Annotated in this window: 23 protein-coding genes and 1 pseudogene; 11 read left to right on the forward strand and 13 right to left on the reverse strand. The window is 69.0% G+C overall.

Features of this window, described 5'->3' with window-relative positions; genetic code table 11:
• Window positions 1–30: 30 nt before the first annotated feature.
• The gene (locus tag ASG60_RS08415) at window positions 31–1971 is read right to left on the reverse strand and encodes a PAS domain-containing sensor histidine kinase (RefSeq protein WP_056384995.1); all 1941 of its coding nucleotides are present in this window, start codon (window positions 1969–1971) and stop codon (window positions 31–33) included.
• 398 nt (window positions 1972–2369) lie between these two features.
• On the opposite strand from ASG60_RS08415, the gene ASG60_RS08420 reads away from it, so the two are divergent.
• From ASG60_RS08420 to ASG60_RS08430, 4 genes are all read left to right on the forward strand, one after another.
• Window positions 2370–2657 carry a hypothetical protein gene (locus tag ASG60_RS08420; RefSeq protein WP_056260545.1) on the forward strand — a complete coding sequence of 96 codons (288 nt, stop codon included), beginning with the start codon at window positions 2370–2372 and terminating at the stop codon, window positions 2655–2657.
• An 83-nt stretch (window positions 2658–2740) separates the two neighbouring features.
• Window positions 2741–3787, forward strand: coding sequence for a cytochrome d ubiquinol oxidase subunit II (cydB, locus tag ASG60_RS08425; RefSeq protein ID WP_056384996.1), 1047 nt, complete (start codon window positions 2741–2743; stop codon window positions 3785–3787).
• A complete protein-coding gene (locus ASG60_RS22600; protein ID WP_156368925.1) occupies window positions 3784–3957 on the forward strand; it encodes a hypothetical protein in 174 nt (57 codons plus the stop codon). The genes cydB and ASG60_RS22600 overlap by 4 nt, the downstream gene beginning before the upstream one ends.
• Before the next feature lie 248 nt (window positions 3958–4205).
• Window positions 4206–5672: a sensor domain-containing diguanylate cyclase gene (locus ASG60_RS08430; protein ID WP_082531689.1), complete on the forward strand. Its 1467-nt coding sequence runs from the start codon at window positions 4206–4208 to the stop codon at window positions 5670–5672.
• A gap of 31 nt (window positions 5673–5703) precedes the next feature.
• Here ASG60_RS08430 and dgcA read toward each other — a convergent pair whose 3' ends face one another.
• Window positions 5704–6690: an N-acetyl-D-Glu racemase DgcA gene (gene dgcA, locus ASG60_RS08435; protein ID WP_056384998.1), complete on the reverse strand. Its 987-nt coding sequence runs from the start codon at window positions 6688–6690 to the stop codon at window positions 5704–5706.
• Window positions 6687–7709: an N-acetyltransferase DgcN gene (gene dgcN / locus ASG60_RS08440; protein ID WP_056385000.1), complete on the reverse strand. Its 1023-nt coding sequence runs from the start codon at window positions 7707–7709 to the stop codon at window positions 6687–6689. The genes dgcA and dgcN overlap by 4 nt, the downstream gene beginning before the upstream one ends.
• Window positions 7710–7909: 200 nt before the next feature.
• Here dgcN and maiA point away from each other — a divergent pair, with 200 nt between their 5' ends.
• From maiA to ASG60_RS08455, 3 genes are all read left to right on the forward strand, one after another.
• Entirely contained in the window at window positions 7910–8554 is a 645-nt protein-coding gene (maiA, locus tag ASG60_RS08445; protein ID WP_056385284.1) for a maleylacetoacetate isomerase, read from the forward strand.
• A gap of 139 nt (window positions 8555–8693) precedes the next feature.
• The gene (locus ASG60_RS08450) at window positions 8694–10025 is read left to right on the forward strand and encodes an NAD(P)/FAD-dependent oxidoreductase (RefSeq protein WP_056169883.1); all 1332 of its coding nucleotides are present in this window, start codon (window positions 8694–8696) and stop codon (window positions 10023–10025) included.
• A 184-nt stretch (window positions 10026–10209) separates the two neighbouring features.
• A complete protein-coding gene (locus tag ASG60_RS08455) occupies window positions 10210–10527 on the forward strand; it encodes a hypothetical protein (protein WP_056170661.1) in 318 nt (105 codons plus the stop codon).
• Window positions 10528–10536: 9 nt separating this feature from the next.
• Here ASG60_RS08455 and thiL read toward each other — a convergent pair whose 3' ends face one another.
• The 7 genes from thiL to glyA all read right to left on the reverse strand — a co-directional run bounded on the left by thiL (window position 10537) and on the right by glyA (window position 16405).
• Window positions 10537–11532 (reverse strand): thiamine-phosphate kinase, encoded by a 996-nt coding sequence (gene thiL / locus ASG60_RS08460; protein WP_056304441.1) that lies wholly within the window; start codon window positions 11530–11532, stop codon window positions 10537–10539.
• The gene (gene nusB / locus ASG60_RS08465; protein WP_056169889.1) at window positions 11529–12023 is read right to left on the reverse strand and encodes a transcription antitermination factor NusB; all 495 of its coding nucleotides are present in this window, start codon (window positions 12021–12023) and stop codon (window positions 11529–11531) included. Before nusB ends, thiL begins: the two co-directional genes overlap by 4 nt.
• A 5-nt stretch (window positions 12024–12028) precedes the next feature.
• A complete protein-coding gene (gene ribH, locus ASG60_RS08470) occupies window positions 12029–12535 on the reverse strand; it encodes a 6,7-dimethyl-8-ribityllumazine synthase (RefSeq protein ID WP_056169891.1) in 507 nt (168 codons plus the stop codon).
• A gap of 182 nt (window positions 12536–12717) precedes the next feature.
• Window positions 12718–13362 carry a riboflavin synthase gene (locus ASG60_RS08475; RefSeq protein WP_056169894.1) on the reverse strand — a complete coding sequence of 215 codons (645 nt, stop codon included), beginning with the start codon at window positions 13360–13362 and terminating at the stop codon, window positions 12718–12720.
• Window positions 13363–14439, reverse strand: coding sequence for a bifunctional diaminohydroxyphosphoribosylaminopyrimidine deaminase/5-amino-6-(5-phosphoribosylamino)uracil reductase RibD (gene ribD / locus ASG60_RS08480; protein WP_082531690.1), 1077 nt, complete (start codon window positions 14437–14439; stop codon window positions 13363–13365). It abuts the gene before it with no gap.
• A 20-nt stretch (window positions 14440–14459) separates the two neighbouring features.
• Window positions 14460–14981 (reverse strand): transcriptional regulator NrdR, encoded by a 522-nt coding sequence (gene nrdR / locus ASG60_RS08485; RefSeq protein ID WP_056385004.1) that lies wholly within the window; start codon window positions 14979–14981, stop codon window positions 14460–14462.
• Window positions 14982–15100: 119 nt separating this feature from the next.
• A complete protein-coding gene (gene glyA / locus ASG60_RS08490; RefSeq protein WP_056086469.1) occupies window positions 15101–16405 on the reverse strand; it encodes a serine hydroxymethyltransferase in 1305 nt (434 codons plus the stop codon).
• A 301-nt stretch (window positions 16406–16706) separates the two neighbouring features.
• On the opposite strand from glyA, the gene ASG60_RS08495 reads away from it, so the two are divergent.
• Entirely contained in the window at window positions 16707–17360 is a 654-nt protein-coding gene (locus ASG60_RS08495; RefSeq protein WP_156398842.1) for a hypothetical protein, read from the forward strand.
• Window positions 17357–17794, forward strand: coding sequence for a hypothetical protein (locus ASG60_RS08500; protein WP_162244783.1), 438 nt, complete (start codon window positions 17357–17359; stop codon window positions 17792–17794). Before ASG60_RS08495 ends, ASG60_RS08500 begins: the two co-directional genes overlap by 4 nt.
• A 179-nt stretch (window positions 17795–17973) precedes the next feature.
• Here ASG60_RS08500 and ASG60_RS08505 read toward each other — a convergent pair whose 3' ends face one another.
• A complete protein-coding gene (locus ASG60_RS08505) occupies window positions 17974–19290 on the reverse strand; it encodes a L,D-transpeptidase family protein (protein WP_056169914.1) in 1317 nt (438 codons plus the stop codon).
• Window positions 19291–19877: 587 nt separating this feature from the next.
• Here ASG60_RS08505 and ASG60_RS23420 point away from each other — a divergent pair.
• Window positions 19878–20327: pseudogene (locus ASG60_RS23420) on the forward strand (copper chaperone PCu(A)C); the annotation flags it as partial.
• Window positions 20328–20458: 131 nt separating this feature from the next.
• Entirely contained in the window at window positions 20459–21430 is a 972-nt protein-coding gene (locus ASG60_RS08515; RefSeq protein ID WP_056260564.1) for a hypothetical protein, read from the forward strand.
• A 70-nt stretch (window positions 21431–21500) separates the two neighbouring features.
• Here ASG60_RS08515 and ASG60_RS08520 read toward each other — a convergent pair whose 3' ends face one another.
• Together ASG60_RS08520 and ASG60_RS08525 are read right to left on the reverse strand one after the other, a co-directional pair.
• Window positions 21501–23930 (reverse strand): penicillin-binding protein 1A, encoded by a 2430-nt coding sequence (locus ASG60_RS08520; RefSeq protein ID WP_056169923.1) that lies wholly within the window; start codon window positions 23928–23930, stop codon window positions 21501–21503.
• 176 nt (window positions 23931–24106) lie between these two features.
• On the reverse strand, window positions 24107–25378 hold the full coding sequence (locus ASG60_RS08525; protein WP_056385013.1) for an N-acetylmuramoyl-L-alanine amidase: 1272 nt from the start codon (window positions 25376–25378) through the stop codon (window positions 24107–24109).
• Window positions 25379–26024: the final 646 nt, after the last annotated feature.

Consider the following 26024-nt stretch of genomic DNA (forward strand, 5'->3'; position numbering starts at 1 on the left):
CCGGCCGCTCTGGGTGACGATGGGCCGGTCCTATCCGGCACGCCGCAGGGGCGAACCTCCGTCGGGCACGTAGCTCTCGCGGACGGGCTCGGACGAGGCCTCGAACAGGCCGATGGGCCGACGGATCGGCGCCGGCGACCGCGCCGTGTCTGTGGCGCCGGGAACGCGTGAAGCCGTGCGGATCGGGGCCGGACCGGCGAGGTTGGCCTGCGTCCGGGAGGTCACCGGCAGGGTGACGATGACGCTCGTGCCCTGGCCCGGAACACTCTCGATGGCGATGGCGCCGCTGTGCAGGCCGACGAGCCCCTGGACCACGGAGAGACCGAGGCCCGTGCCCTCGTGCGAGCGGCGGGTGTCGCTCTGAGCCTGGAAGAAGGGGTCGCCGACCCGGGGCAGATCGTCGGCCGCGATGCCGATTCCGGTGTCGGTGACGATGAGATCGAGGTGATGGCCAGCCTGCCGGATGGCGACCTCCACCCGCCCGCCGGACGGCGTGAACTTCACGGCGTTCGACAGGAGGTTGATCATCATCTGCCGGCAGGCGCGCAGGTCGGCCGTGATGTGGATCGGTGCGGTATCGTCGGAGCGGACGAGGACCACGCCGGCCTTCACGGCCCTGAGCTGCATCAGGTCGCAGCAGGTCCGCACGAGGGCGTTGAGGTCGAAGGTCTCCGGCGCGTAATCGAAGTGGCCGCTTTGGATGCGGGACATGTCGAGGAGCGTGTTGACCACGTCGAGGAGGTGCTTGCCCGAATCACCGATGATCACAGCGTATTCTCGGCTCTGCTCCGGTCCGATGGTCATGGCGCCCTCGCCCGCCAGGACTTCCGAGAACCCGATGATGGCGTTGAGCGGCGTGCGCAGCTCGTGGCTCACGGTGGCGAGGAAGCGGCTCTTCACCTCGTCGGCGCGCTCGGCCTCGGCGCGGGCGCGCTCCAATTCCTCGGCGTGGCGGCGGTGCTCCGTGACGTCGCGGGTCACGGCGACGACGCTCGAGCCGGAAGCCAGGGCATTGGGCAGGCCGGTGCGGGCGGCGTCGATGCGGTGGGCCCGCATCTCGGCGAAGATCACGCGGGGGGCCCCCTCGGCCCGCACGGCGGCGGCGTCGAGTTGGAGACGGAACTGCACCGTGGCGGGCACGCCGTGAGCGGCGACGTCGCTGAGGGTCTGAAGCAGGGCCGGCCGGTCGCCGACATGAACGCGCTCCAGGAGGCCGTGACCGCGCAGGCGGCTTGCCTCGGCGCCGATGAAGCGGGCCGACGACGCGCTGGCCTCGATGACGCGTCCGTTGCAATCGTGCCAGGTCACGAGGTCGTCGATAGCCGACAGGAGCATGCGATCGCGCAGTTCGTTGTCGCGCAGCTTGGCGAGCCACCGGCCTTCGTGGCGGAAGTGCTCGATGGCCTGGGCGGTGATGTGGCCGATGGCCGTGATGGCGAAGACCGGCATGGCGAGGGTCCGGGACCATTCCATCAGGACGCCGCTGACGCCGAGCGGCGGCAGGAACGCGACGGCGAGCGCCCCGAGGGCCGCCACGATGGCGGCCGCGAGGGTTGCCCGGCGCGAGCCCGAGACCACGGCCTCGAGGGGAATCGCCACGAGCCAGATGGCGGCGGCGGAGTTGGCGCCGCCCGTCATCATCGCGAGGCAGACCACGAGGCCGGTGAGGCCGGCCGACGAGATCGCGTGTGCCACCCAGAGGATGCCGGTGCGCGACAGGAGGACGGCGGCGAAGACCGGGAGCAGCAGGCTGGCGATGGCGAGGGCCTCGATGCCGCTCGGCACGCCCCGCAGAAGCAGGTAGGGCGGCAGACCCAGCATCATCACCAAACCGGTGGCCAGGCGCGAGACGAGGAAGCGCTCATGACGAAACCGCACGGCGGCGTCGTCGATCACCGACTCATGGACGAGACCCGCCAAACGGGTATCGATGAGGGACGCCAGGGCACCGTAGATACGCAATACCGACACGCACAGCGCGGATGGAGGCCTTACCGGCCCGTCCGACGCCCCTTGGTTCGACTTGAACTCGGGCTCGACCTGAACTCGACTGACCGAACCGTCGCAGAGCCGACTTAAGCGAGTCTTGCGAGGGGGGTGCCGCACGTCTCCACATGCTTTCCGGAAAGTAACCGCATCGTCCGAGACGGATGGCTCTCGCGGCGGCACGCCCGAAAAATCCGGTGACGCCCGGCTCCTGATCGTATCGGCCCCACAAAGCCGACGACGCTTTCGATCTCAGACCCAATAAAACGCCGTTCACCATCGCGACGAGTCGTGTCGACCGGCTCATGTCTGCTTTACCACTCGCGTGCGTTCCTGGAGTTCACGCTGTTCGTCGCCGCCCCGTACGGACCCTGGACCGAGTCATGCTGTTCCTCATCCGTGCCGCCGTGGTGATCGGCGGCCTGTCCTACCTCGCGCTCCTGAGGGACCGCCCGGACGCCGTGCCGACCCTCCCGGCGGTGTCGCCGCAGGCGCCGGCCCACGCTCTCGCGGCCGCCTTCGACGCGATGCCGGCGGAACCGCGCGAACAGCTCGTGCGCGAAGGAGTGGACGGCCTCGTCCGGCGCCTCGGCACGACCCGTCCGGCCTCCGCCGATACCTTGGCCGAGGCCGACCGGCAGCCGCCGTGGCGGGGCGTCGCGTCGCGGTAGCGCCCCGGCGGGGTCCGGTTGGCATTGCGGGGATCGTGCGGCTAAACCTGTCGTCGGGAGTATGACGACGGGGGCGCGGTCGGATGTTCGGATTCGGCATGGACTACGAAGGGCCGGCCTTCTGGCTGCCGCTGATCTGGTCGGGACTGCTCGCGCTCGCGGTGGCCATGTACGTGGTCATCGACGGATTCGACCTCGGCGTTGGCATCCTCTTCACCGCCGCCCGGAAGGGGAATTGGCGCGACCGGATGATGCTCTCCGTGGCGCCGATCTGGGACGGCAACGAGACGTGGCTGGTGCTCGGCGGCGGCGGCCTGTTCGCGGTGTTCAGCGTCGCCTACGCGATCCTGCTGCCGGCCCTCTACCTGCCGTTGATCCTCATGCTCATCGCGCTGATCTTCCGGGGCGTCGCCTTCGAGTTCCGGTTCAAGGCGGAACGTTCGCAGGCGCTGTGGGACTACGCCTTCCATTACGGCTCCCTGGTGGCGACCTTCGCGCAGGGACTGGTACTCGGTGCCTTCGTGCAGGGCTTCCAGACGGAGGGGCGCGGCTTCACCGGCGGGACCCTCGACTGGCTGACCCCGTTCAGCGTGATGACGGGGATCGGCCTCGTTTGCGGCTACGGGCTGCTCGGGGCCACCTGGTGCGTGATGAAGACCTCGGGCGAGCTCGAGATCTGGGCGCGCCGCAAGAGCCGGCAGTTTCTTCTCGCCACCGTCGCCTGCATGGCCATCGTCAGCGCCTGGGTGCCGTTCCTCGGCCTCGACATCCAGTGGCGTTGGGTGTCCTGGCCCAACATCCTCTACGTCGCGCCCGTGCCGGCGGTGACGGCCTTGGTGGCCTGGGGCATCCACCGCGCCCTCGCGGGAGGACGGCATCTCGCGCCGTTCCTCCTCGCCATCGCGCTGTTCCTGCTCGGATTCCTCGGCCTCGCCATCAGCCTGTTCCCCTACATCGTACCGCCGCGCCTGACGATCTGGCAGGCCGCCAACGCCGTCAGCGCCCTGCAATTCGCCCTTGTCGGCTATGCCGTGGTCATGCCCTTGACCCTCGCCTACACGGCCTACGCCTACTGGGTGTTTCGCGGCAAAGTCGCCGAGGACATTCAGGCGGGGGGTTACGGACATTGAGGGACGCCGGACGCGGCGCCGACCCCGGCGGGAGCGGCTCGGAGGGTAACGAATCCTCGGGTGCGTCGGGGCGAAACCGGCGCATGCTGTGGTTCGTGGTGTTCTACGCGGTGAGTCTCATCTCGTTTACCGCCCTCGTCTATGCCCTGCGCTTCATCGTGCGCGGGTAGGTCCGATGGATACCTGGCGACGATCGCTTCGCGAAATGGACTTCGCTCGACACGATCGTACGCACCACTGAAACCTTCGCTTCATTCCCTCGTGCTACCCTTGGGTTGTGTGGATGCGGACACGGGGGTAGCGTGTGGTGGCTCGTCGGCGGCGCATCCTTTCGGCGATCGGCCTGCTCGTGCTTCGCTTGCCTACGCTCCGCCTGGGGCGCCTCGGGATCGCCCTCGGAATTCTCGCGCCGATCGGCATGCTTCTCGTGTCCGGGATCATGCTACTCGACCTGCGCCGCGATGCCTGGAGCAAGGCCGAGCAGAATTCGAAGAACCTTCTCCAGGTTCTCGAACGCGACATCGCCCGCAACATCGAAATCATCGACCTGTCCCTCCAGGGCGTCATCGACAACCTGCGGGAACCCGGCGTCGCGCAGGCGACCCCGGAGATGCGGCAGCTCATCCTGTTCGACCGGGCCATCTCGGCGCGAGACATGGGCGTGATGCTCGTCCTCGACGAGCATGGCGAAAGCATCGTCGATTCCGGGGCCGTGCCGGCGCGCAAGCTCAACAATTCGGCGCGCGCCTACTTCCAGGCACACCGGGCGCGCGCCGATCTCGGCCTCGTGATCAGCGGCCCCATCGTGTCGCAGCTTCTCGGAACCCAAGTCCTCGTCCTCAGCCGCCGCATCGACAAGCCGGACGGCTCGTTCGGCGGTGTCGTTCTGGGCTCGCTGAAGCTGACGTACTTCAGCGGGTTGTTCGAGGATATCGGTCTCGGGCGCCTCGGCACCATCGCGCTGTATCTGCGCGACGGCACACGCATCATGCGTTATCCGTTCGACGGAGACACCATCGGCAAGAGCTTCGCCGAGGTCCCGAACTTCGTTCGCTTCGTCCGCGAAGGACGCGGCAGCTTCGTCAGCCGCACATTCAGCGACGGGTTCGAACGGCATTACAGCTTCACGGGCATCGGCGATCATCCGATGCTCCTCAACGTCGCCCTGTCCCGCGACGAGGTCGAGGCCGAGTGGCGCGAGCACGCCCTCGTCCTCGGCCTCATCGTCCTCGTGCTGTGCGGCCTCACCGCCAGCCTCTCGCTGCTGTTCGGACGCGAGTTGCGCCGCCGCTCGGAGGCGCAGGCGGAGCTGGCCCGGCTGTCGCAGACGGATGCCCTCACGGGCCTGTCGAACCGGCGGCGCTTCGAGACGATGTTCGATCGCGCGTGGCGGAGTGCCGGGCGCACCGGCGAACCGCTGTCCCTGCTCGTGGTCGATGCCGACCATTTCAAGCGCTACAACGACCGCTACGGCCATGCGGTCGGCGACGAGGTGCTGATCGGGCTGGCGCGCTGCCTCGCAGCCAGCGTTCACCGTCCCGAGGATCTCGTCTTTCGTGTCGGCGGGGAGGAGTTCGTCCTGCTCCTGCCGGAAACGGACTCGGCGGGTGCCCTACGGATCGCCGATCGCGTCCACGCGGAGATGGCGACGCTGACGGTGGAGGCGGCGTCCCTGGGCGCGGGTTCGGTCACCGTGAGCATCGGGGCCGCGACCGTCGTGCCGACCCCCGGCGTCGGCAGCGCGACGGCCGATCTCTACAAACGCGCCGATATCGCGCTCTACGAGGCCAAGGCCACCGGCCGCAACCAGACCCGCTGTGCTGCGCCTGACCCGACGAGCCGGGCGCGTCGTTCGAGCCCGCTCCGGGTGGTCGGCGCGCCCTGAGGAGACCGGCGTGCCGGCAACAGCACCGAACCTACCCCCACAACTCCGGCGTCGGCGGGTGGATCAGGCTGCCGTCGAACACCAGGGCGGGGTCTCGGTCCCGGGCCAGAAGCAGCGGACCGTCGAGATCGACGAAGTCGGCGTGGTGCGCGAGCAGCATGGCGGGCGCCATGGCGAGCGATGTTCCGACCATGCAGCCGATCATCAGGGAGAAGCCGCGGGCACGGGCCTCGTGGGCCAGCATCACCGCCTCGGTGAGGCCGCCGGCCTTGTCGAGCTTGATGTTGATGGCGTCGTAGCGGGTCGCGAGGGCGTCGAGGCCGGCGCGGTCGTGCAGGCTCTCGTCGGCGCAGATCGGGATCGGCCGCGGGATGGTGGCCAGGATCTCGTCCTCGCCCGCCGGCAGGGGCTGCTCGATGAGTTCGACTTGCGCCGCGACGCAAGCGGCGAGGTTCGCTTCCAGGGTGTCGGGCCGCCATGCCTCGTTGGCATCGACCACGAGGCGCGATCGGGGCGCCCCGCGGCGCACGGCGGCGATCCGGTCCGGGTCGCCCTCCCCCCCGAGCTTCACCTTGAGGAGCGGACGGGCGGCGGCCGCGCGGGCGGCGGCCTCCATGCTCTCCGGATCGCCGAGGCTGAGGGTGTAGGCGGTGGTGGCGACCTCGGGGGCACTGAGACCGGCGATCTCCCAGGCCGGGCGGCCGAGCTGCTTCGCCTCCAGGTCGAACAGGGCGCAATCGAGGGCGTTGCGGGCCGCGCCCGGCTTCATGGCGGTGAGCAGATCCGTCCGCGACGCCCCGGCCGCGATGGCATCGGCCTGCGCCAGGATGAGGTCGCGCACGCTGTCCACGGTCTCGCCGTAGCGGGCGTACGGCACGCACTCGCCGCGCCCGACACGCCCCTCCGTATCCGTGATGGTGGCAAGGACGACGACGGCCTCCGTGCGGCTGCCACGCGCGATGGTGAACGCCCCCGCGATGGGGAAGCGTTCGATGGCGGCGGCGAGGACCCGGCTCATGCGGCGGCCCCGGCCGGGAACTCGGCGATGAGACGGTCGACGATCTCCCCGACGCCGAAGCGCACGGGGTCGGTGGCCGGCAGGCCGTGCTCGCGGGCCAGATCGGCGAGCAGCGTCCGGGCGGCGCCCTCTTCCAGGCTCTGGGTGTTCACCGCGATCCCCACGGGGCGGATGTCGGGATTGGTGAGGCGTCCGAGTTGCACCGTGAGGTCGATGACCTCCCGGATCGTCGGCAGGGGATGCTGCACCCCCCGCATGGCGGTGCGGCTCGGCTCGTGGCAGACGATGAACGCGTCGGCCTGCGCTCCATGCAGCAGCCCGAGGCTGACGCCGGCGAAGGACGGGTGGAACAGAGAGCCCTGCCCTTCCAGAAGGTCCCAATGGTCGGGCGCGGCCGCCGGGGCGATCCACTCGACGGCGCCGGAGATGAAGTCCGCCACCACGGCGTCGATGGCGACGCCACGTCCCGAGATGAACACGCCGGTCTGGCCCGTAGCGCGGAAATCCGCGTCGAGGCCGCGATCCCGCATGCCGCGCTCAAGCGCCAGCACCGTGTACTTCTTGCCCACCGAGCAGTCGGTGCCGACGCTGAGCAGGCGCTTGCCGGGGCGCTTCGTGCCCTTGCCCGTGGCGAAAGTCTCGGAGGTGTGGCGCACGTCGTGGAGCTGGCGCCCGTTGGCCTCGGCCGCCGCCGCGATGGCCGGCACAGCGCCGAGGCGGGCGTGCAGCCCGCTGGCGATATCGAGGCCGGCCTCCAGCGCCGCGACGATCTCCGAGACCCAGTGGTCGGGCAGGACGCCCCCCGCGTTGGCGACACCGATCACCATCGTGCGGCAGCCCTTCTCCACGGCTTGCGCGAGGGTGAGGTCGGGAATGCCGAGATCGGCGGCGCAGCCGGGCAGACGCATCTGGCCGACGCACCATTCGGGACGCCAATCCTTGATGCCGTAGGCGGTCTTGGCCGCCAGGGTGTCGGGTACGTCGCCGAGGAACATGAGGTAGGGCGTCTCGATCTGCATGCTCGTCCATCCCTGGGGCCGCGCGCCCGCGTCTTCAGCGTCGGTCCGCTATGCGCGAGGAATCCCGCGCTGCCAAATTCGCCTGCGACAAAGCAGGATCACGGCCACCGCATCGGTTTCATGACGGTCCCCGGCGGAGGGGGTTGCGGTCCGGAGCGATGTCGGGTGTGGTCGCGCATCGCCACGGAGAGACGACGCGCGTGAAGATGTACGGCAACTGGCGCTCGGCCGCCGCCTTCCGGGTGCGGATCGCCCTCAACCTCAAGGGCATCCCCTGCGAAGAGACCTTCATCGATCTCGATGCGGGCGACCAATTCAAGCCAGAGTTCCTGGCGATCAACCCGCAGGGCGCGGTGCCGGCCTTCTTCGACGGCGACGGGCCGCCCCTGACCCAGTCGCTCGCCATCCTCGACTATCTCGAGGACATCCACCCCGCCGTGCCGCTGCTGCCGGCCGATCCGCGCGCCCGTGCACGCGCCCGCTCGCTCGCCCAGGTGGTGGCCTGCGACACCCACCCACTCTATGTGCCCCGGGTGCGCAACTACCTCATGCAGGCCTACGACATCCCGAAGGACCGGATGATGGGCTTCGTGCGCCACTGGTTCGAGAGCGGGTTGAAGACCCTCGAGACTCGCCTGACCCGGGAGCCTGGGACCGGACGCTACGCGCAAGGCGACGCGGTGAGCCACGCCGACCTCTGCCTTGTCAGCCTCTGGGTCGGCACCGGCATCTTCGGAGTGGAGACCGCGCCCTACCCGACGGTCCGGCGCATCGCGGAGGATTGCCTGTCGCAGGAGGCCTTCGCGCGGGCGCACCCCCTGCGCCAGGCCGGCGCGCCTGCCTGACGCATAATTTTCTTTGACCCGAACGTGCTCACCCCAAATATAAGCGTTCTAAGAATGGGCGGTGCCCCCGGCGCCACACGGCGTTCACGCTGGCTCGACATCCGCCCCCTTCCTTGACGAGACGCAGGACGACAAACGCATGGTACCGGGCGAATCCGTGGAAAACCTGCATCGCATCGTGGTCGTCGGCGGCGGCGCGGCGGGCCTTCAGCTGGCGACGAAGCTCGGCGACGCGCTGGGCAAGTCCGGCAAGGCACACGTCACCCTCGTCGACCGCGCGCGCACCCATATCTGGAAGCCGCTGCTGCACGAGGTCGCCGCCGGCAGCCTCGATGTCGGCCACCACGCGGTGGATTACCTCCACCACGCCCACCGCCACCATTTCCGCTACCGCATCGGCCAGATGACCGGCCTCGACCGAGCGACGCACACGATCCAGCTCGCCGCGAGCCACGACGCGGAGGGGCGCGAGGTCACGCCCGTGCGGTCCATCGGCTACGACACCCTGGTGCTCGCGGTCGGCTCCACCACCAACGATTTCGGCACGCCGGGGGTGAAGGAGAACGCCATCGCCCTCGACACGCAGGACCAGGCGGTGCGCTTCCACCAGCGCCTCGTCAACGGCATGCTGCGCGCCCACACCCAGGTCGGCCCCGTGCGTCCGGGCCAGCTCCACGTTACGGTGATCGGCGCCGGCGCGACGGGCACCGAGCTCGCGGCCGAGCTGCATCGGACCACCCGCGACGTGGCCTCCACGGGCCTCGACCGGATCGACCCGGACAAAGACCTCAAGATCACCCTGGTGGAGGCGGCCTCCCGCATCCTGCCGGCGGTGCCCGAGCGCCTGTCGCAGGACGTGGTGCGCCTGCTCGACAAGATCGGCGTCGAAGTGCGGATCAACGCCCGCGTCACCGAGGTCCGGGCCGACGGCGTGCAACTCGCCGACGGGGGCTTCATTCCGTCCGAACTCGTGGTCTGGGCCGCCGGCGTGAAGGCGCCGCCGTTCCTGCACGACATCGGCGGCCTCGAGACCACGCGCAACAACCAACTCGTGGTGACGCCATCCCTGCAGACCACGCGCGACCCAGACATCTTCGCCATCGGCGACTGCGCCTACCTCGTGGAGAAGGGCTCGGATACGCCGATCCCGCCCCGCGCCCAGGCGGCGCATCAGCAGGCGAGCCATCTCATCAAGCTCATCCCCGCCAAGATCGCCGGCAAGCCGTTGAAGCCGTTCAAGTACCGCGACTTCGGCTCGCTGGTGTCCCTTGGCGAATACTCGACGGTGGGCAGCCTGATGGGCTTCGTGCGGGGCAAGAACATGTTCATCGCCGGGCTGTTCGCCCGGATGATGTACCGCTCGCTGTACAAGATGCACGAGCAGGCCCTGCACGGCACCGTGAAGACCGCCCTCGACGCCGTCGCCCGCGCGCTGACCCGCCGTACGGAATCGCGGGTGAAACTGCACTGAGGGTTTTTGGCTGATACGGTTTCCGGGTGATGACTTCGGTCGGTATTCACGCGACGTGCCCCCTCTCCTGGAAGGAGAGGGGGACCCGCGTCGGCCCCCGAACGATCGAGCCGGAATTAGTATCAGCGAAGATATTCAACCGTAGGCCGCCGCCGGCTCGGGTCCGGTGCGCGACGAGGACACCATGATCGACATCATCCAGGCTCTTCAGCAGCGTAACCCGACGCTCGGCCCCTACGTGCTGGTGTTGCGGTCGGACTCCCGCGCCCGCGATGCCTCCGATCCGACCCGGCTCGCGCCGGAGGCCGAGGCCTGGATCGCCGAACACGCGCCCGGCGCGAAGTTCTCCCAGGAGAAGGTGCTGCTCGCCCCCTATCCGGGCGCGATGCCGGCCGACCGGGTGGTCGCCGTGATGGCGTTCGCCGACGCCCGCCAGCTCGCGGCCTTCGCCACCCAGTGGACCGCCGACCCGGAGCCGCCCGAGGACGATGAGGCCGCCTAATGCGCCGCGTCAGAAGTGGCTGAAGGAGGCCGCCGCGTAGGTCTTTCGCGCGCCATCCGCGGCTTCGAAGACGGGGGGCCCGTCCCCGGCCAAGACCGTACCGATGGGGTGGAGGGGGATGCCGACGGCTTCCGCCCCGGCGCGAATCGCCGCGAGGCTTTCGGGTGGAACCGCGCAGAGGATCTCGTAATCGTCTCCCCCGGTGACGATCGTATCCATCAGGTCCGGCGCGTGCGCTGCGGCGCTTGCAGCAGCTTGAGAGAGCGGAACGTCGGCGAGACGGACAAGGGCGCAGCGCCCCTCCCCCTTCAGCATCTTGGCGAGATCCCCCGCGAGCCCGTCCGAGATGTCCATGGCGGCGCGGGCGTGCCGCCGCAGGACCGGTGCGAGGCCGAGGCGCGGGCGCGGATGCCGGTAGCGGGCGACCAGGGCGGCGCGATCCGCCGCGCCGATGGCATCGCCCCAATCCGGCAGGGGTGAACGGCACAGGGGCAGGCCGAGGGCGGCGTCGCCGATGGTACCGCTGACGCAGAGCACGTCGCCGATCGCCGCCGTCATCCGCCGCACCATGGTGCCGGCGGGCACTTCGCCCAGCGCCGTGACGCCCACCGACAGGGGCCCGGCGGCCCGGACCGTGTCGCCGCCCAGCAGCGCGCCGCCGAACGCCGACAGGGCGTCGCCGAGGCCTGTGGCGAAGGCGGCGAGCCACGCCTCCGTCCAATCGTCGGGCAAGGCCAGGGTCAGGAGAATGCCGCGCGGAGCCGCCCCCTTGGCGGCCAAATCCGAAAAGTTCACCCCGACGGCCTTGCGGGCGATGGAGGACGGCGGATCGTCGGGGAAGAAGTGTACACCGGCCACGATGGCGTCGGCGGTCAGCACGAGGTCGTGGCCGGGAGTCGGCGTGAGGGTGGCGGCGTCGTCGCGCATCCCGTCTGCGCCGGGGCCGGCCAGCGGCGCGAAGTAACGCGCGATCAGCCCGTCCTCGGTGGGACGGTCGCGGCTCACGCCCGGCCCGAACCGGGCAGGCTGGAACCCGGCAGACCAGCAAATTCCTGGCCCCGGACCTCGCGGGCCACCTTGTCGAGGACGGCGTTGACCATGCCGGGCTCGTCGCCGCCGTAGAAGCTGTGGGCGACATCGACGTATTCGGAGATGGCGGCACGGGCCGGCACGTCGCGGCGGTGCATGAGCTCATAGGCCCCGGCGCGCAGGATCGCGCGCAGGACCATCTCGATGCGCTTCAGGGGCCAGCCTTGCGACAGGGCATTGTCGAGCATCGGATCGATGGCGCGCTGCTCCTCGACCACGCCGCGCAGGAGATCGCGGAAGAAGGCGATCTCGGCCGGCGGGTGTTCGACACCGTCGACGGTCTGGCCGATCCAGAAGGTCTCGAACTCGGCCACTGCCTCGATGACGCCCTTGCCGGAAATCTCCATCTCGTAAAGCGCCTGCACCACGGAGAGGCGCGCGCCGCTGCGCTCGATGACTTTGGCCATGGGGCTCAATCCTCTCCGACGGGCGCGGCCGCGGCGGCCCGCTTCAGGGCCAGCACCGCCAGCGCCGCCTCGGCGGCACCGCCGCCCTTGTTCAGTTCGGACACGCGGGCGCGGGCGAAGGCCTGCGCCTCCGTCTCCACCGTCAGGATGCCGTTGCCCAGCGGCAGCAACCGGGCGACGGAGAGGTCCATGAGGGCGCGCGCGCTCTCGTTCGCGACGATGTCGTAATGTCCGGTCTCGCCCCGGATGACGCAGCCCAGCGCCACGGCGGCGTCGTAGGGCTGGCCGGCGCGGGCGGCGGCCTCGACCAGGATGGCGATGGCGGCAGGGATTTCGAGGGCGCCCGGCACGGTCACCACCGTCGTCTCCGCCTCGGCCGCGTCGAGGGTCGCACGCGCGCCAGCCAGCATCGCGTCGGCGAGTTCGTCGTAGTAGCGGGCCTCGACCACGAGGACGCGGGCGCCCCGGACGATGGCGGGCGACGGGCGGGGGACGTGCTGGGTCGAAACCATCGTGGGGCCTTGTGGATGCGCGGCGCGGGAGCGGACTTTTCGTGCGTCTCGACGTTGCCGCCCTGGATCGGCCGGGTTGTCCCGGCTCGCGCGTCGAGCCCGTGCCGTAGCCTGCCCGATCGGAAGGGCCGAGCGATAGACCGAAGGCGCCCGGCCGACAAGCGGCTCCCCGGCGGAGGGCTTCAGCGGGTCAGGGCGCCTTGCGCCTCCGTGAGGCGCGCGGCGTAGCGGGCGATGAGATCGACCTCGAGGTTGAGGGCATCGCCCTGGCGCCGCTGGCCCCACGTCGTCACCGCCAGGGTGTGGGGGATGAGGAGGACGGAGAAGAGATCGTCGGCAACCGTGTTGACCGTCAGCGAGGTGCCGTCGAGGCAGACCGAACCCTTCTGGGCGATGAAGCGCGACAGGCCGGCCGGAGCCCGCAGGGTGAAGCGGTCGCTCGGCGCCCATTGCGGATCGCCGGTACCCCCGGTGACGGAGTCGCGGGCGACGATCTCGGCACGGCCATCGACATGCCCGGTGACGAGGTGGCCGCCGAGTTCGTCGCCGATCTTCAGGGAGCGTTCGAGGTTGACCCGCGTGCCCGCGACCCAGGTACCGACGGTGGTCAGCGCCAGGGTCTCGGCGGCGGCGTCGACGCTGAATTCGCATCCCCCTGCCACCGGGTCCACGGCGACCGCCGTCAGGCACGGGCCGGAGCAGGCGATGGAGGCGCCCAGCGCGATGGTGGCTGGATCGTAGGCGGAGCGGATGCGGATGCGGCGCAGGCGGTCGTCCCCCGATACGCCGACGACCTCTCCCACGTCGGTGACGAGACCGGTGAACATCTAGACGCTCCGCTCATACGTGATCGCGCGATCGGGACCGAACGCGCGCGCTTCGACGGGCTTCAGATGGCCCTTCTCCAGGCTGGATGCGAGGTGCGACCCGATGGCCGGCAGGCCGCCCGTCCCGAGGGCCGTGGGTCCGGTGATCAGGGTGCAGACATCGATGAGGTCGGCGCGCGCCAGGGCATCGGCGAGGCGGGGGCCGCCCTCGCAGCATAGGCGGGTGAAGCCGCGCTCGGCCAAGGCTTCCAGGGCAGCGGGCAGATCGACCCGCCCGGCCGCATCGGCGGCGACGCCGATCACCTCGACGCCGAACGAGGCCAGCATCCGCTTCACATGGGCGGGCGCGTTGCGGGTGGTGACCACGAGGGTGGGAATGTCGCGCGCGCCTCGAACGAGGTGGCTCGACGGCTGGAGCCGCAGGCTCGAATCGAGGACGACGCGCAGGGGCGAGCGCCCGGACAGGCCGGGCAGGCGCACGGTGAGCGACGGGTCGTCGGCCCGGGCCGTGCCGATGCCGACGAGAATCGCGTCGGCATGGGCCCGCCACAGGTGGACGGCACCGTCGCCGATTGCGCCGGTGATGCGCAATCGCTGGTCAGGCGCCCCGGCGGCGAAGCCGTCCCGGGTCCGGGCGAGCTTGAGGTGCAGGCTCGGCCGCCCGAGGGTCACGCGGGTGACGTGGCCGCGATGGTCGCGGGCCGCCTCCTCCCGCAGGACGTCCGTCGCGACGGCGATCCCGGCCTCGCGCAGGCGGGCGTGTCCCCGTCCGGCGACGCGCGGATCGGGGTCTTCGAGGGCAGTCACCACGCGGGCGATCCCGGACGCCACGATGGCGTCGGTGCAGGGCGGAGTGCGGCCGTGATGCGAGCACGGCTCCAGGGTGACGTAGAGGGTGGCGCCGCGCGCGGCCGCGCCCGCCATGGCGAGGGCCTGGGGTTCGGCATGGGGCCGCCCGCCGGCCTCGGTCACGCCCTGTCCGACGATGCGCCCGTCCGCGACCACGACGGCGCCGACGGAGGGGTTGGGCCAGGTCCGCCCGAGATTGCGGTGGCCGAGGGCCAGGGCCAGCCGCATGTAGGCGGTGTCGCGCGCGCTCATGGTCGCGGACGGGGCTTGGCGCGCAGGGGCGTCACCGTGCTGTCGGGCTCCTCGCCCTGAGCGGCCCCGGGCGGCGCCTCGGCCAAGGTACCCAGGAGCGCCTTGAAGTCGCTGGCCTCGCGGAAGTTCTTATAGACGGAGGCGAAGCGCACATACGCGACGTCGTCGAGCCCCTTCAGCCCCTCCATCACCAGTTCGCCGATGGATTCCGTGGTGATCTCGCCCTCGCCGCCGCTCTCGAGCTGCCGGGTGATGCCGCTGACGAGGCGCTCGACGCGTTCCGGGTCGACGGCGCGCTTGCGCAGGGCCACGCCGATGGAGCGCTCGAGCTTGTCCCGGTCGAACGGCACCCGCTTACCCGAGCGCTTGAGCACCGTGAGTTCGCGCAGTTGCACCCGCTCGAAGGTGGTGAAGCGGCCGCCGCAATCCGGGCAGACCCGGCGCCGCCGGATGGCGTCGTCGGTGGGGCGCGAATCCTTCACCTGGGTGTCGGGGCCGCTGCAATAGGGACAGCGCATCGGGCGGACACCTGTGCGGGGAGCGGGGAAGAACGAGAAACGGCCGCGCACCCTCCGGTCCGCGGCCGTCTCCCTTAGCGTGTTGCGGTGCACGCGTTAAGCGCGAACACCGCCTGGTCTCAGGCGTAGATCGGGAACCGGTCGGTGAGGGCGTGAACCTTCTGCTTCACGGCCGCCTCGATCTCGGCATCGCCCGCTTCGCCCTTGGCGACCAAGCCGTCGAGGACTTCCACGATGAAGCCGCCGATCTGCTTGAACTCGGCGACGCCGAAGCCGCGCGAGGTGCCGGCCGGGGTGCCCAGCCGAATGCCCGACGTGATGGTGGGCTTGGCAGGATCGAACGGGACGCCGTTCTTGTTGCAGGTGATGTCGGCGCGGCTGAGCGCCGCTTCCGCCGCCTTGCCGGTGAGGCCCTTCTTCTGCAGGTCGACGAGCATGAGATGGTTGTCGGTGCCGCCCGAGGTGATGTCGTAGCCGCCCGACATCAGGGTGTCGGCCAGCGCCTTGGCGTTCTCGATGACCTGACGGGCGTAGATCTTGAACTCGGGCTTGAGGGCCTCGCCGAAGGCGACCGCCTTGCCGGCGATGACGTGCATGAGCGGGCCGCCCTGGAGGCCGGGGAAGATCGCCGAGTTGAACTTCTTGGCCAGAGCCTCGTCGTTCGTCAGGATCATGCCGCCGCGCGGGCCGCGCAGGGTCTTGTGGGTCGTGGTGGTGGCGACGTGCGCGTGCGGGAACGGCGACGGGTGCACCCCGGCGGCGACGAGGCCGGCGAAGTGGGCCATGTCGACGAAGAAGTAGGCGCCGACGGCATCGGCGATCTCACGGAACTTGGCGAAGTCCCAATGACGGGGATAGCCGGAGCCACCCGCGATGATCACCTTGGGCTTGTGCTCGTGGGCGAGCGCCTCAACCTGCTCCATGTCGATGCGCTGGTCGTCGCGGCGCACGGTGTAGGAGACGGGCTTGAACCACTTGCCCGACACGTTCGGGGGGGCGCCGTGGGTGAGGTGGCCGCCGGCGGCGAGATCGAGGCCGAGGAACGTATCGCCCGGCTGCATGAGGGCCATGAACACGCCCTGGTTCGCCTGGGAGCCGGAATTCGGCTGCACGTTGGCGAAGCCACAATCGAACAGGCGCTTGGCGCGCTCGATGGCGAGGTTCTCGGCGATGTCGACGAACTGACAGCCGCCGTAATAGCGGCGACCCGGATAGCCCTCGGCGTACTTGTTGGTGAGGACCGACCCCTGAGCCTCGAGCACCGCCTTGGAGACGATGTTCTCGGAGGCGATCAGCTCGATCTCGTGCTGCTGACGACCGAGTTCCTGACCGACGGCGGCGGCCACTTCCGGATCGGCGTCGGCGAGCGACGCGTTGAAGAACGAATTCGAGAAGTGCTTGTCGGCAACGGTACCGGCGCTCATGGATGGCCTCGATTGTTGAACGGGCGAAGGCGTCCGTTATCCGCTGGCGTTACGGCGGGCGGACGCTCGATGCGCATTTTATTACACGGGCGGCGGGATCGGGCCAAGCGCAGCTAATTTGCGGTGTCCTACAAAAAAACTTTCACGCGCTCTCTGAAACGAAGGCACGAAGTCCTGGAACAAACCGTGCCGCCACTCCGGCGATGCCAAACCGGAACGATCGTCACGCGATAAAACACTCATAAGTTGTATTTTCCGAGATAGTATGGGAATAAGGACCTACATCGATTCGGAGGTACGCATGATGTCGCGGCAGTTCCAGATTGCTCTCCACCGATGCGAGGTCGCTGCCATCCGCTTGCGACTGGCTCTACTTCGAAGCGCCTACGATGCCGTGAAGGCCGGGTTCAACGCCAGCCAGTCTCGCGACGAGAGAGGGCGGTGGAATGGTGGAGGAGGCGGACCTGGCATCGTCGTCGTTCGACGCGACCGGACCGGTCATCCGAAGATCGATCTGACGTCCGATCGCCTCGTGGAGGTCATGAAGGAAGTCGTCGCCAATGTCGGGACCGGAAGGGGGCCTCTCTACGGAACGGCCATCCACACCGAGGCAGCAAAACTCATCAGAGAGTCCGATTTTCCTGGGATAGGCCGGCGCGGAGTCGAACAGAGTTTCAGTCTCGGCGACACCGTGCGGTATGGCCTCAATGGCAGCATCAGGACGGATATTGTTCTCCGCGACGGTCGAACGAATGCCGCGCCCATCTTGGCGGTATGGGATGTCAAGACCGGTGGCGCGAAGCTCACCCCGGAACGCGCGGCACAGATCCGACAGCATCTCGGCGTCGGCGACGACGTCCCTATCGTCGAGCTGCACATCTCGAAGGGACTCGACGCGAAAAGCTACATCTACGCGATGGTTAGTTCATTCTCAATCATAGGGCCGAACCCATGAGCATGGATCTTTACGTTTTCTATGACGGCCAGTTTCCGAACCTTATCGAATGGCAAAAAACCATCGACGGATTTGGGTTCGACTTGAAATTCTCCCGAGATCAGATCCTCATAGGGGAAGGGGGCCTGATCAAAGCAAAATGGAAAACCCGTGATGCTTCGTTCGAATTTCGACCGTGCGATTTCGACAAACTCACGGAAACCTACGACGATATCGACTTTGGTAGAAGGTGGAGCACCGCTTATGCCTTCTATTGGTCCGGTTTACCCGAATGCGTCGCCGCCTATATCGCTGCCGTGACACTCGCCCAGATGCGTGACGGCGTCGTATTCGATCCCCAGGACAGTCTTATCCTCCGGGACCAAGAGGCGATACGCATGGCACGCGAGAACGAACTTCTGCTACCGAAGATCGAGGCTTCCCTACGCCATTGAGAACTGTTCTCGCGAAGTGAATTTGTGCTCGTCCCGGCCTTACACGAGCCAAATGTCCTGAATCGGCCGGGATCGACAAGCAAACACAACAGACAGGATGCCGTCATCCGGGACGGGGCCCTATGGCACCCGCCCCGGAAAAGATCAGGGACTCGAGAAGCCGATCCCCTTTCGCTGCCTTAGTTCTCCTCGTCGCCCGGCTCGAAGCTCGGCACCGGCTCGGCGCTGGCCACGGGGGTCGGGGCCGAGAGGGTCGAGGGCACGTTCACGCCGTCGCGCTTGTAGATGTCGTCGCGGAACTGCACCGAGCCGTCCGGGGTCGCCCAGGCGGTGATGTAGGTCCAGTAGACCGGCACGGGAGTGCTGAGGGTGGCGTCCACCCGCTTGCCGCTCTCGATGGCCTGCTCGACCTGGTCGCGGCCCCAGCCGGGCGTGTCCTTGAGGAGCCAGGTGATGTACTCGCGCACGTTCTGCACGCGCACGCAGCCCGACGAGATGAAGCGGAAGTCGTCGCCGTAGACACCCTTCGAGTTGGTGTCGTGCATGAACACCCCGTGCGGGTTCGGAATGTTGATCCGCACGATGCCCATGGAGTTGAAGTCGGCACCCGAATCCTGGCGATAGCGGTAGCGCGTGCCCTCGTCCGAATTCCAGTTCACCGAGGCCGGGGAGATCTCGGTCTCACCGGTGAAGATGCGGATCTTGTTGTCGGTGAGGTAGTTCGGATCCTTCTGCATCTTGGGGATGAGGTCCTTCTTCACGATGGAAGCCGGGACCGTCCAGAAGGGGTTGAAATTGATCTGCGTCGCCTTGGTGTTCATGATCGGCGACTGGCGGTCGATCTTGCCGACGCCGGCGGCGTGCAGGGTCACGACCTGGCCGTTCTCCACGGTCTGGACCAGGGCGGCGGGGATGTTGGTGATGACGAAGCGGTTGCCGAGGTTGCCCGCGTAGGAGCGCAAGCGCACCACGTTGATTTCGAGCTGGTGCAGGCGAATATCGGCCGGCACGTTCATGGCCTGCTGGGTCGCCATGCTCATGGCACCGGTCTGGCTGAGGCCGTGGCGGGCCTGGAAACGCTTCACGCCGGCCGACACGTAGGAATCGTAGACGCCCGAGCCGCCGGACGCCGAATCGAGGTCGCCGGAGATGATCAGGCGCTGACGCACGGCGCTCACGGCCGGGCCCTTGGAGCCGATGCGCAGGCGGTCGGCCCCCGAGACCGGCTTCCAGCCACCCCGGTTCACGATATCCCGGTAGCGCTCGATGGTCTGCTCCGAAGCGGCGATCGTCTGCGGCGACAGGATCGGCGTCGAGGAGCGCTGCACCTGCATGGTGGTCGGCGCGGCGTAGTCCTGCGCCCACTCGGCCTGAGCGTAGCCGCTGGGCTCACGGGCGGAGGCGGACTGAGCCATGAAGGCCACGGACGCGGCGAGGGCGAGGCCGAGGGACCTGTGGAGGCCGGAAGACCTGGGATGGAGAGCCTGTTTCAGCATCGGGCGAACTCTGATCTGACGTAGGGTGCGGCGTGCGGTGCCCGGCCGCCGGCGCATGACGCCGTGTCCGAAGCACCCCTTGCCGCGAACGTGTCGGGGTGCGGTTAAGAACTCATGGCGTCCGGGCTACAATATGGCGCTGCGGGACTTTGCGATGACTTCCGCGCGGGCGTATCGCCCCCGCCACAGGACGGTGCAGGCACGAATCGGCTCTACGGACCGCTCGGGCATCGCCGAAGCGCCGCATCGGGCCGGGTAGGATCGGAGGCGGTCAAGCCGCGCCACTCTCCGCAAGCCTCCGACGCAGCTCGCTTTTTTCGAAGCACGCGATGATTTCGGGGACGCCTTCGCGACGGCGCCGTCGTGGACCGGTCGCCCGGGGAATCACCGCAGGGTGTGGGCACGCCGAAGAAGTGCCCTTGCGCACGATCGATTTGCGCGCATGGTCGTCCCGCCTCGGCCGTCCCCGACCGGACCCCGCCATCTCGTCCTACCGCCCGACCCAACGGACCCCTGCGATGAATCAAACCGCCCGCACCGCCCTGCGCTTCGCTCTCGTGGCCTCCGCCCTCGGTCTCGTGCCGCAGGCGCGCGCCGCCGAGCCCATCACGGCCGGGACTTTGCGGATCGAGACACCGTGGATGCGGGCGACGCCGGGGGGCGCCAAGGTCGCGGGCGGCTACGTTCGCGTCACCAACACCGGTACCCAGGCCGACAGGCTCACGGGGGCGGCCATCACCACCGCGGGCCGGGGGGCGATCCATTCCATGACCATGGCGGGCAACGTCATGAAGATGGCGGCCGTGCCGGACGGGTTGCCCATCGCACCCGGCCAGACCCTGGAACTGAAGCCCGGCGGTCTTCACTTGATGTTCGAGGATCTCAAGTCCGCCCCGACGGTCGGTGAGCCCGTCTCCGGCACCCTGACCTTCGAACGCGCCGGGACCGTCCCGGTCACCTTCTCGGTCGCGCCCATCGGCGCGACGAGCCCGAACGCGACCGCCCCCGGCGCCCCGGCCGCGCATCACCACCACTGAAACCGGCGACGTCTGGATTCCGATGGGCCACACCAGGGGCAACCTGGATATCGGCTTGGAAACCCGCGTCCGATCAAGGCACTAACCCGGGCGCGTTGGCACGCCGCCGCGAACCCGATTAGACCCCCCGAATGAGCCTTTCCGCAGCCATAGAGCCGCACACACAGACCGCGATCCATCCCGACATCCATGTCGGGCGCGACGGCTGGCTGTTCCTCACGGGGGGCAGCAACGCCGTCCAGGCGCAGTACGGCGCGCCCGGATTTCCCCGGGGGAAGCTGTGGCGCTGGCGTCGCCTCCTCGAGGCTCGGACCCGGCGCCTGGAGAAGATGGGGATTCGCTACGCCCACGTCGTCGCCCCCGAAAAGCTCGCCATCCACGGCCACGCCTTCGACGGCCTCGCCCTCGACCCCGACCGCGCGCCGGCCGTGCGCCTGGAACGCTGGTTGCGCCTGTCGCCGGCCCGTCGAACCTATGTCGATCTCGTACCGCCGTTCCGGGTGCGGGCCCGGGACACGGCGCTCTATCGCCACACGGACACCCACTGGACCTTCGCGGGGGGCTGGCTCGCCTATGCGGAGATCTGCCGGAGCCTCGGGGTGCGTCCGCGCTACGACATCGCCCAGCGCCGCATCGGCACGCCCCAGGTCTATGGCGGCGATCTCGGTTCGAAGTTCACGCCGGTCCGCTGCGAAGTCGCCGAGCCGTGCCTGTTCGAGAGCGCGGCCCGGAGGGTCCACGCCAACGCGCTGATCACGGCGTTCGAGCAGGAGGGCCGGGGGCGCGACGCGCATATCGGCACCCACGCGATCTTCCGCAACGCGTCACCCGGGGCCGATCCACGCCGCCTCGTCCTGTTCGGGGATTCGTACGCGCATCATACGCCCAACGGCGCCACCGGCACCCTGACGCCGCTCTTCGCCGACACGTTCCGGGAGGTGCATGTGCTGTGGTCGACGAGCATCGACTGGAACACCATCGCGCGGGTCCGCCCCGATTTCGTCGTTTCGGAAATCGCCGAACGCTTCATGGTCGACGTGCCCCAGGCCGGCTTCGACATCGACAAGCTCGCGGCCCTGGCCCTGGCGCGCAAGGGCTTCTGACCAACGGGAATAGGGTTCCGGTGAACGAAAACGGCCGGGATCGGGTCCCGGCCGCTTCGAAGGCTGCGTCTCAGTACAGGCCGCCGGCCTGAGCGGCACGGTCCGCGTCCGGCGGAGCGCCGCCGCTGGGCGGGGCGTTGCTGGGCGCCGCGACGTAGGCATCGGGCGGCGCGGTACCGGGCTTGAACGCCTCGAGGATCGTGCCGGGGCCTTCGCCGGAGCCGGCACGCATGCCGGACGAAGCCGAAACGCGGATGAGCTTGATCCCGGGCGGGACGCGGAACGGCGTGGGCGGCTTGTCCTTGAGGGCCTGCTTCAGGAAGTCGAGGGCGATGGGGGCCGAGAGGCCGCCGCCCGTGGCGCGGTCGCCGAGCGAGCGCGGCTTGTCGAAGCCGATATAGACGCCGACGGCGAGATCCGGGGAGAAGCCGACGAACCACGCATCCTTGGCGTCGTTGGTGGTTCCGGTCTTGCCGGCGAGCGGCTTGCCGACCTGCTTCAGGATGGTGGCGGTGCCGCGCTGGACCACCCCTTCCATGATCGAGACCATCTGATAGGCGGTGAGCGGATCGAGGACCTGCTCGGAATCGTCCACGAGCTTCGGCTCGTCCTGGCCGGACCACTTCTCCGCGTCGCAGCCGAGGCACTTGCGGGCGTCGTGCTTGTAGATGGTCTCGCCGACCCGGTCCTGGATGCGGTCGATGAGGGTCGGACGGATACGCCGGCCGCCATTGGCGAGCATCGAGTAGGCGGTCACCATGCGCATGACCGTGGTCTCGCCGGCGCCGAGCGACATCGGCAACACCGGCAGCATGTCGTCGTAGACGCCGAAGCGGCGGGCGTACTCGGCGATGAGCGGCATGCCGACGTCCTTCGCCAGCCGCACGGTCATCAGGTTCTTCGAGTGCTCGATGCCGTAGCGGAGGGTGTGCGGGCCGCCGGACTTGCCGTCGTAGTTCGACGGGGTCCAGGCCTCCTGACCGGGGCCGGCCTCGATGGTAATGGGCGAATCCTGGACGATCGAGGACGGCGTGTAGCCGTTGTCGAGGGCCGCCGAGTAGACGATCGGCTTGAACGACGAGCCCGGCTGGCGCATCGCCTGCGTCGCCCGGTTGAACTGGCTCTCGTCGTAGGAGAACCCGCCCACCATGGCGTGGACGCGGCCCGTGTAGGGGTCCATGGCCACGATGGCGCCGGAGACTTCCGGACGCTGGCGCAGGCGGTAGGCCCCGCGGCCGCCGTCGATCGCCTCGACGTAGATCACGTCGCCCGCACTGAGGGCGGCGGCGGGCGAGCGGCCGGTCCAGCGCGTCCCCTCGGCCGCGATGGTGCCGGTCTCCCGATCCTTCGAGACCTGGCCCGAAGCCTCGCGCCGGGGCTGGAGGCCGATCTGCGCGGCACCCCCGGTGGTGCTCAGTACCACGGCGAGGCGCCAGGGCTGCACGTCGCCGAGACCCGGAACCTCGGCTACGGCCAAGCCCCAGTCGCGGCCGACGAGGTCGACCTTGGCCTGGGCCCCGCGCCAGCCATGGGACTGGTCGTAGCGGATCAGGCCGTCGACGAGGGATTTGCGGGCCCAGGCCTGCATCTTCGGGTCGAGGGTCGCCCGGACGGAGAGGCCGCCCTCGTAGAGCTTCTTCTCGCCGTAACGCTCGGCGATCTCGCGGCGGACCTCTTCGGTGAAGTAGTTGGCGTTGGCGGCGTTGGCGAAGGCGACGCGCGGGTTGACGCCGAGCGGCATCTTGCGGGCGGCGTCGCCCTCCTCCTTGGTGATGTACCCGTTCTGGGCCATCAGGCCGATGATCTCGTTGCGCCGGTCGAGGGCCTTCTGGGTCTGGCGATAGGGGTGGTAGTTGTTCGGCCCCTTCGGCAGGGCGGCGAGGTAGGCCGCCTCGTTGATCGTCAGTTCGTGGACGGACTTGCCGAAGTAGTCCAGCGCCGCCGCCGCGACGCCGTGCAGGTTGCGCCCGGGCACGATGGTGCCGAGGAAGATCTCGTTGAGGTAGAGTTCGAGGATCTTGTCCTTCGAGTAGGCGGCCTCGATCCGGAAGGCGATGAGCGCCTCCTTGGCCTTGCGCTCGAAGGTCTGCTCGGGGCTGAGCAGGAAGTTCTTCGCCACCTGCTGGGTGATGGTCGAGGCGCCCTGCTTCTTGCCGCTCTTGAAGTTGGTCAGCGCGGCGCGGACCAGCCCTTCCGGATCGACGCCGCCGTGCTTGTAGAAGTTCTTGTCCTCGGCCGAGAGGAAGGCCGCGACGACGATCTTCGGCATCGCTTGGATCGGCAGATAGAGACGGCGCTCGGTGGCATACTCGGCCAGCAGCGATCCGTCGGCGGCATGCACCCGGCTCATCACCGGTGGCTCGTAATTGGCGAGCGCCGCGTGGTCCGGCAGATCCTGGCTGTACTTCCAGTAGAAGAACGCCCCGGCGGCCGAGGCGACCACGAACAGCATCGCACCGATGCTGAACAGGAAGCCGAAGAAACGAAGGATGATGCGCATCCGGGTCCCGTTCGTCGCTAAATCTGCCACCGGTCCGGCCTGGACGCGGCTCGCCGCTCTCGGCAGCGGGCATGAGGAAGGGCGGCGTTCGCTTGGGGCTACCCGCGCGGCCGTTCCCGTCGAAGTCGCGACGTCGGTTGGACCGGGGCGCCGTGAGCCCCGGTTTCACTCTCATTCTATGGTGAAACTGGGGCGATTGCCGCGGAACGCCGGGGCGGGTTCGGCCGGGTCAGGGAGGTCCGGTTACCGAAGAACGCGTCGATGGCCTTGGCCATTCCGCCGGTGACGTCGGTGCGCCAGGCCTCCGACTGGAGGAGATCGAGGTCGCGCTTGCTCGACAGGTAGCCGAGCTCCACCAGCACGGACGGCACGTCGGGCGAGCGCAGGACCATGAAGCCGGCCTCGCGGTGGGGCTTGGGGCTCATCTCCATGACGGGGCCGAGCTGGGCCATCAGGCCTTTGGCGAAGCCCGACGAGAAGGTGCGGGTCTCGCGCAGGGTGAGTTCCTGGAGGATGTCGGCGACGTGCCCCGGCCCCTCGTTCGACTCCGTGCCGGCGGCGGCGTCGGCCTTGTTCTCGCGCTCGGCGAGGCGGGCCGATTCGGCGTCCGTGGCCTTCTCCGAGCCGGTGTAGATGGTCGCACCCCGCACCTGTGGGGCGGACTGGATCGAATCGGCGTGGATCGAGACGAACAGGTCGGCCTTCGCGTCGCGGGCGATGCGCACCCGCTCGGAGAGCGGCACGAACACGTCGCGGTCGCGGGTCATCCGCACCCGGTAGCGTCCGCCCGATTCGAGGCGGGCGACGAGGGCCTGCGCGAAGCCGAACACGATGTCCTTCTCGAACACGCCCGTGACCGCGATGGCGCCGGGATCGGTGCCGCCGTGGCCCGCATCGACCATGATGAGCGGGCGGGCATCCGTCGCCTCGGGCGGAGCCACGGCCTTGCGCGCCTGGGGTGCCGGATCGCTCGCCACCGCAGCGCGCTTGAAGCCTTCGCGGTCGCTGCGCTGGAACTCGACGGTCAGGAGCACGGCCCCGTCGCGGGCGCGGGTCACCGTCTCGATCTTTCCGACGGTGGCGGGCTGGGCGAGGTCGACGACGATGCGCGAGCGTCCGGGTGCGAACAGGCCGTAGCGGAACGAGGCGACCACACCCTCGCGCTTGCGCCCGGTCTCCGTGCCGAGCTGAAAGTTGACCTCCGCCAGATCGATCACGGCGCGGTCGGGCCGCTCCATCACGAAGGCGCGGGCCTCGATGGACTTCGACAGGGTCAGGGTGAGCTTGGTGATGCCGGGACCGCCGCTCGACAGGTCCGCCGCGATGGCGACCGCCGCCGGGGGGCGGACGGACTTGTCGCCGTCCTGGGCCCGCGCGGAGGGACTGGCGGTCAGCGCGAGGCTCGCCGCGAGGACGATCGACCGAAGCAGGCGGTGGGATGCGAACATGGGTCCGGCGTTCCGGTTCCTGATGGCGTCCGGTTAAGCGATACGGCCGGGATGGTTAACGGTTCCTTGTGCCACGCCGTCGGTTGGCATGGGGTTGTGGCCGGCGCGCGACACCCGCGCGGGCCATGATCGGCACGAGCTCGCGCCTCACCGACGCGAACAGCGCTTCGGCGGCGCGGCGAGCGCGGCCCTGATCGTTCGCAAGTCGGAACGTCGCGTCGCCATCCATCGCTGCGTTCCCTTCCCGGACGCCGCATCGGGCCGGGCGCTGGACCGGTGAAGACGGTCGATGGAAAAACCCTCGCCGGCCGGGGGCACGTGGCCTCGGGGCCGGACGGGCGTCAAGGTCGCCATTGCCCCGTCGTGGAAGGGACTTATCGCGGGACGTGCGGCGTTTCCATCTTGCCAAATCCCTGCGGCGATCTGTAATGAAACTGTACCCTTCCCGGTGCCGTGCGGTATGCTCCGCGGCCCGCGGACGTTTCGAGTGATCGCTCGGGCGTCTTCGCCGTCGGTTCCCGCGCCATGCTCGCCGGTGCTCCAAAGAGCCGGGCAGGTGACGGTTCAAGCTGCGGCCGCTCGGCTCGCGGCCATTCTTCGAAATCCGTGGCCGGCGGTATCCGGCCCAAGAGTCTTCGCGAGGTCA

Source organism: Methylobacterium sp. Leaf469 (assembly GCF_001424745.1).
In the GTDB taxonomy this organism is placed as follows: domain Bacteria; phylum Pseudomonadota; class Alphaproteobacteria; order Rhizobiales; family Beijerinckiaceae; genus Methylobacterium.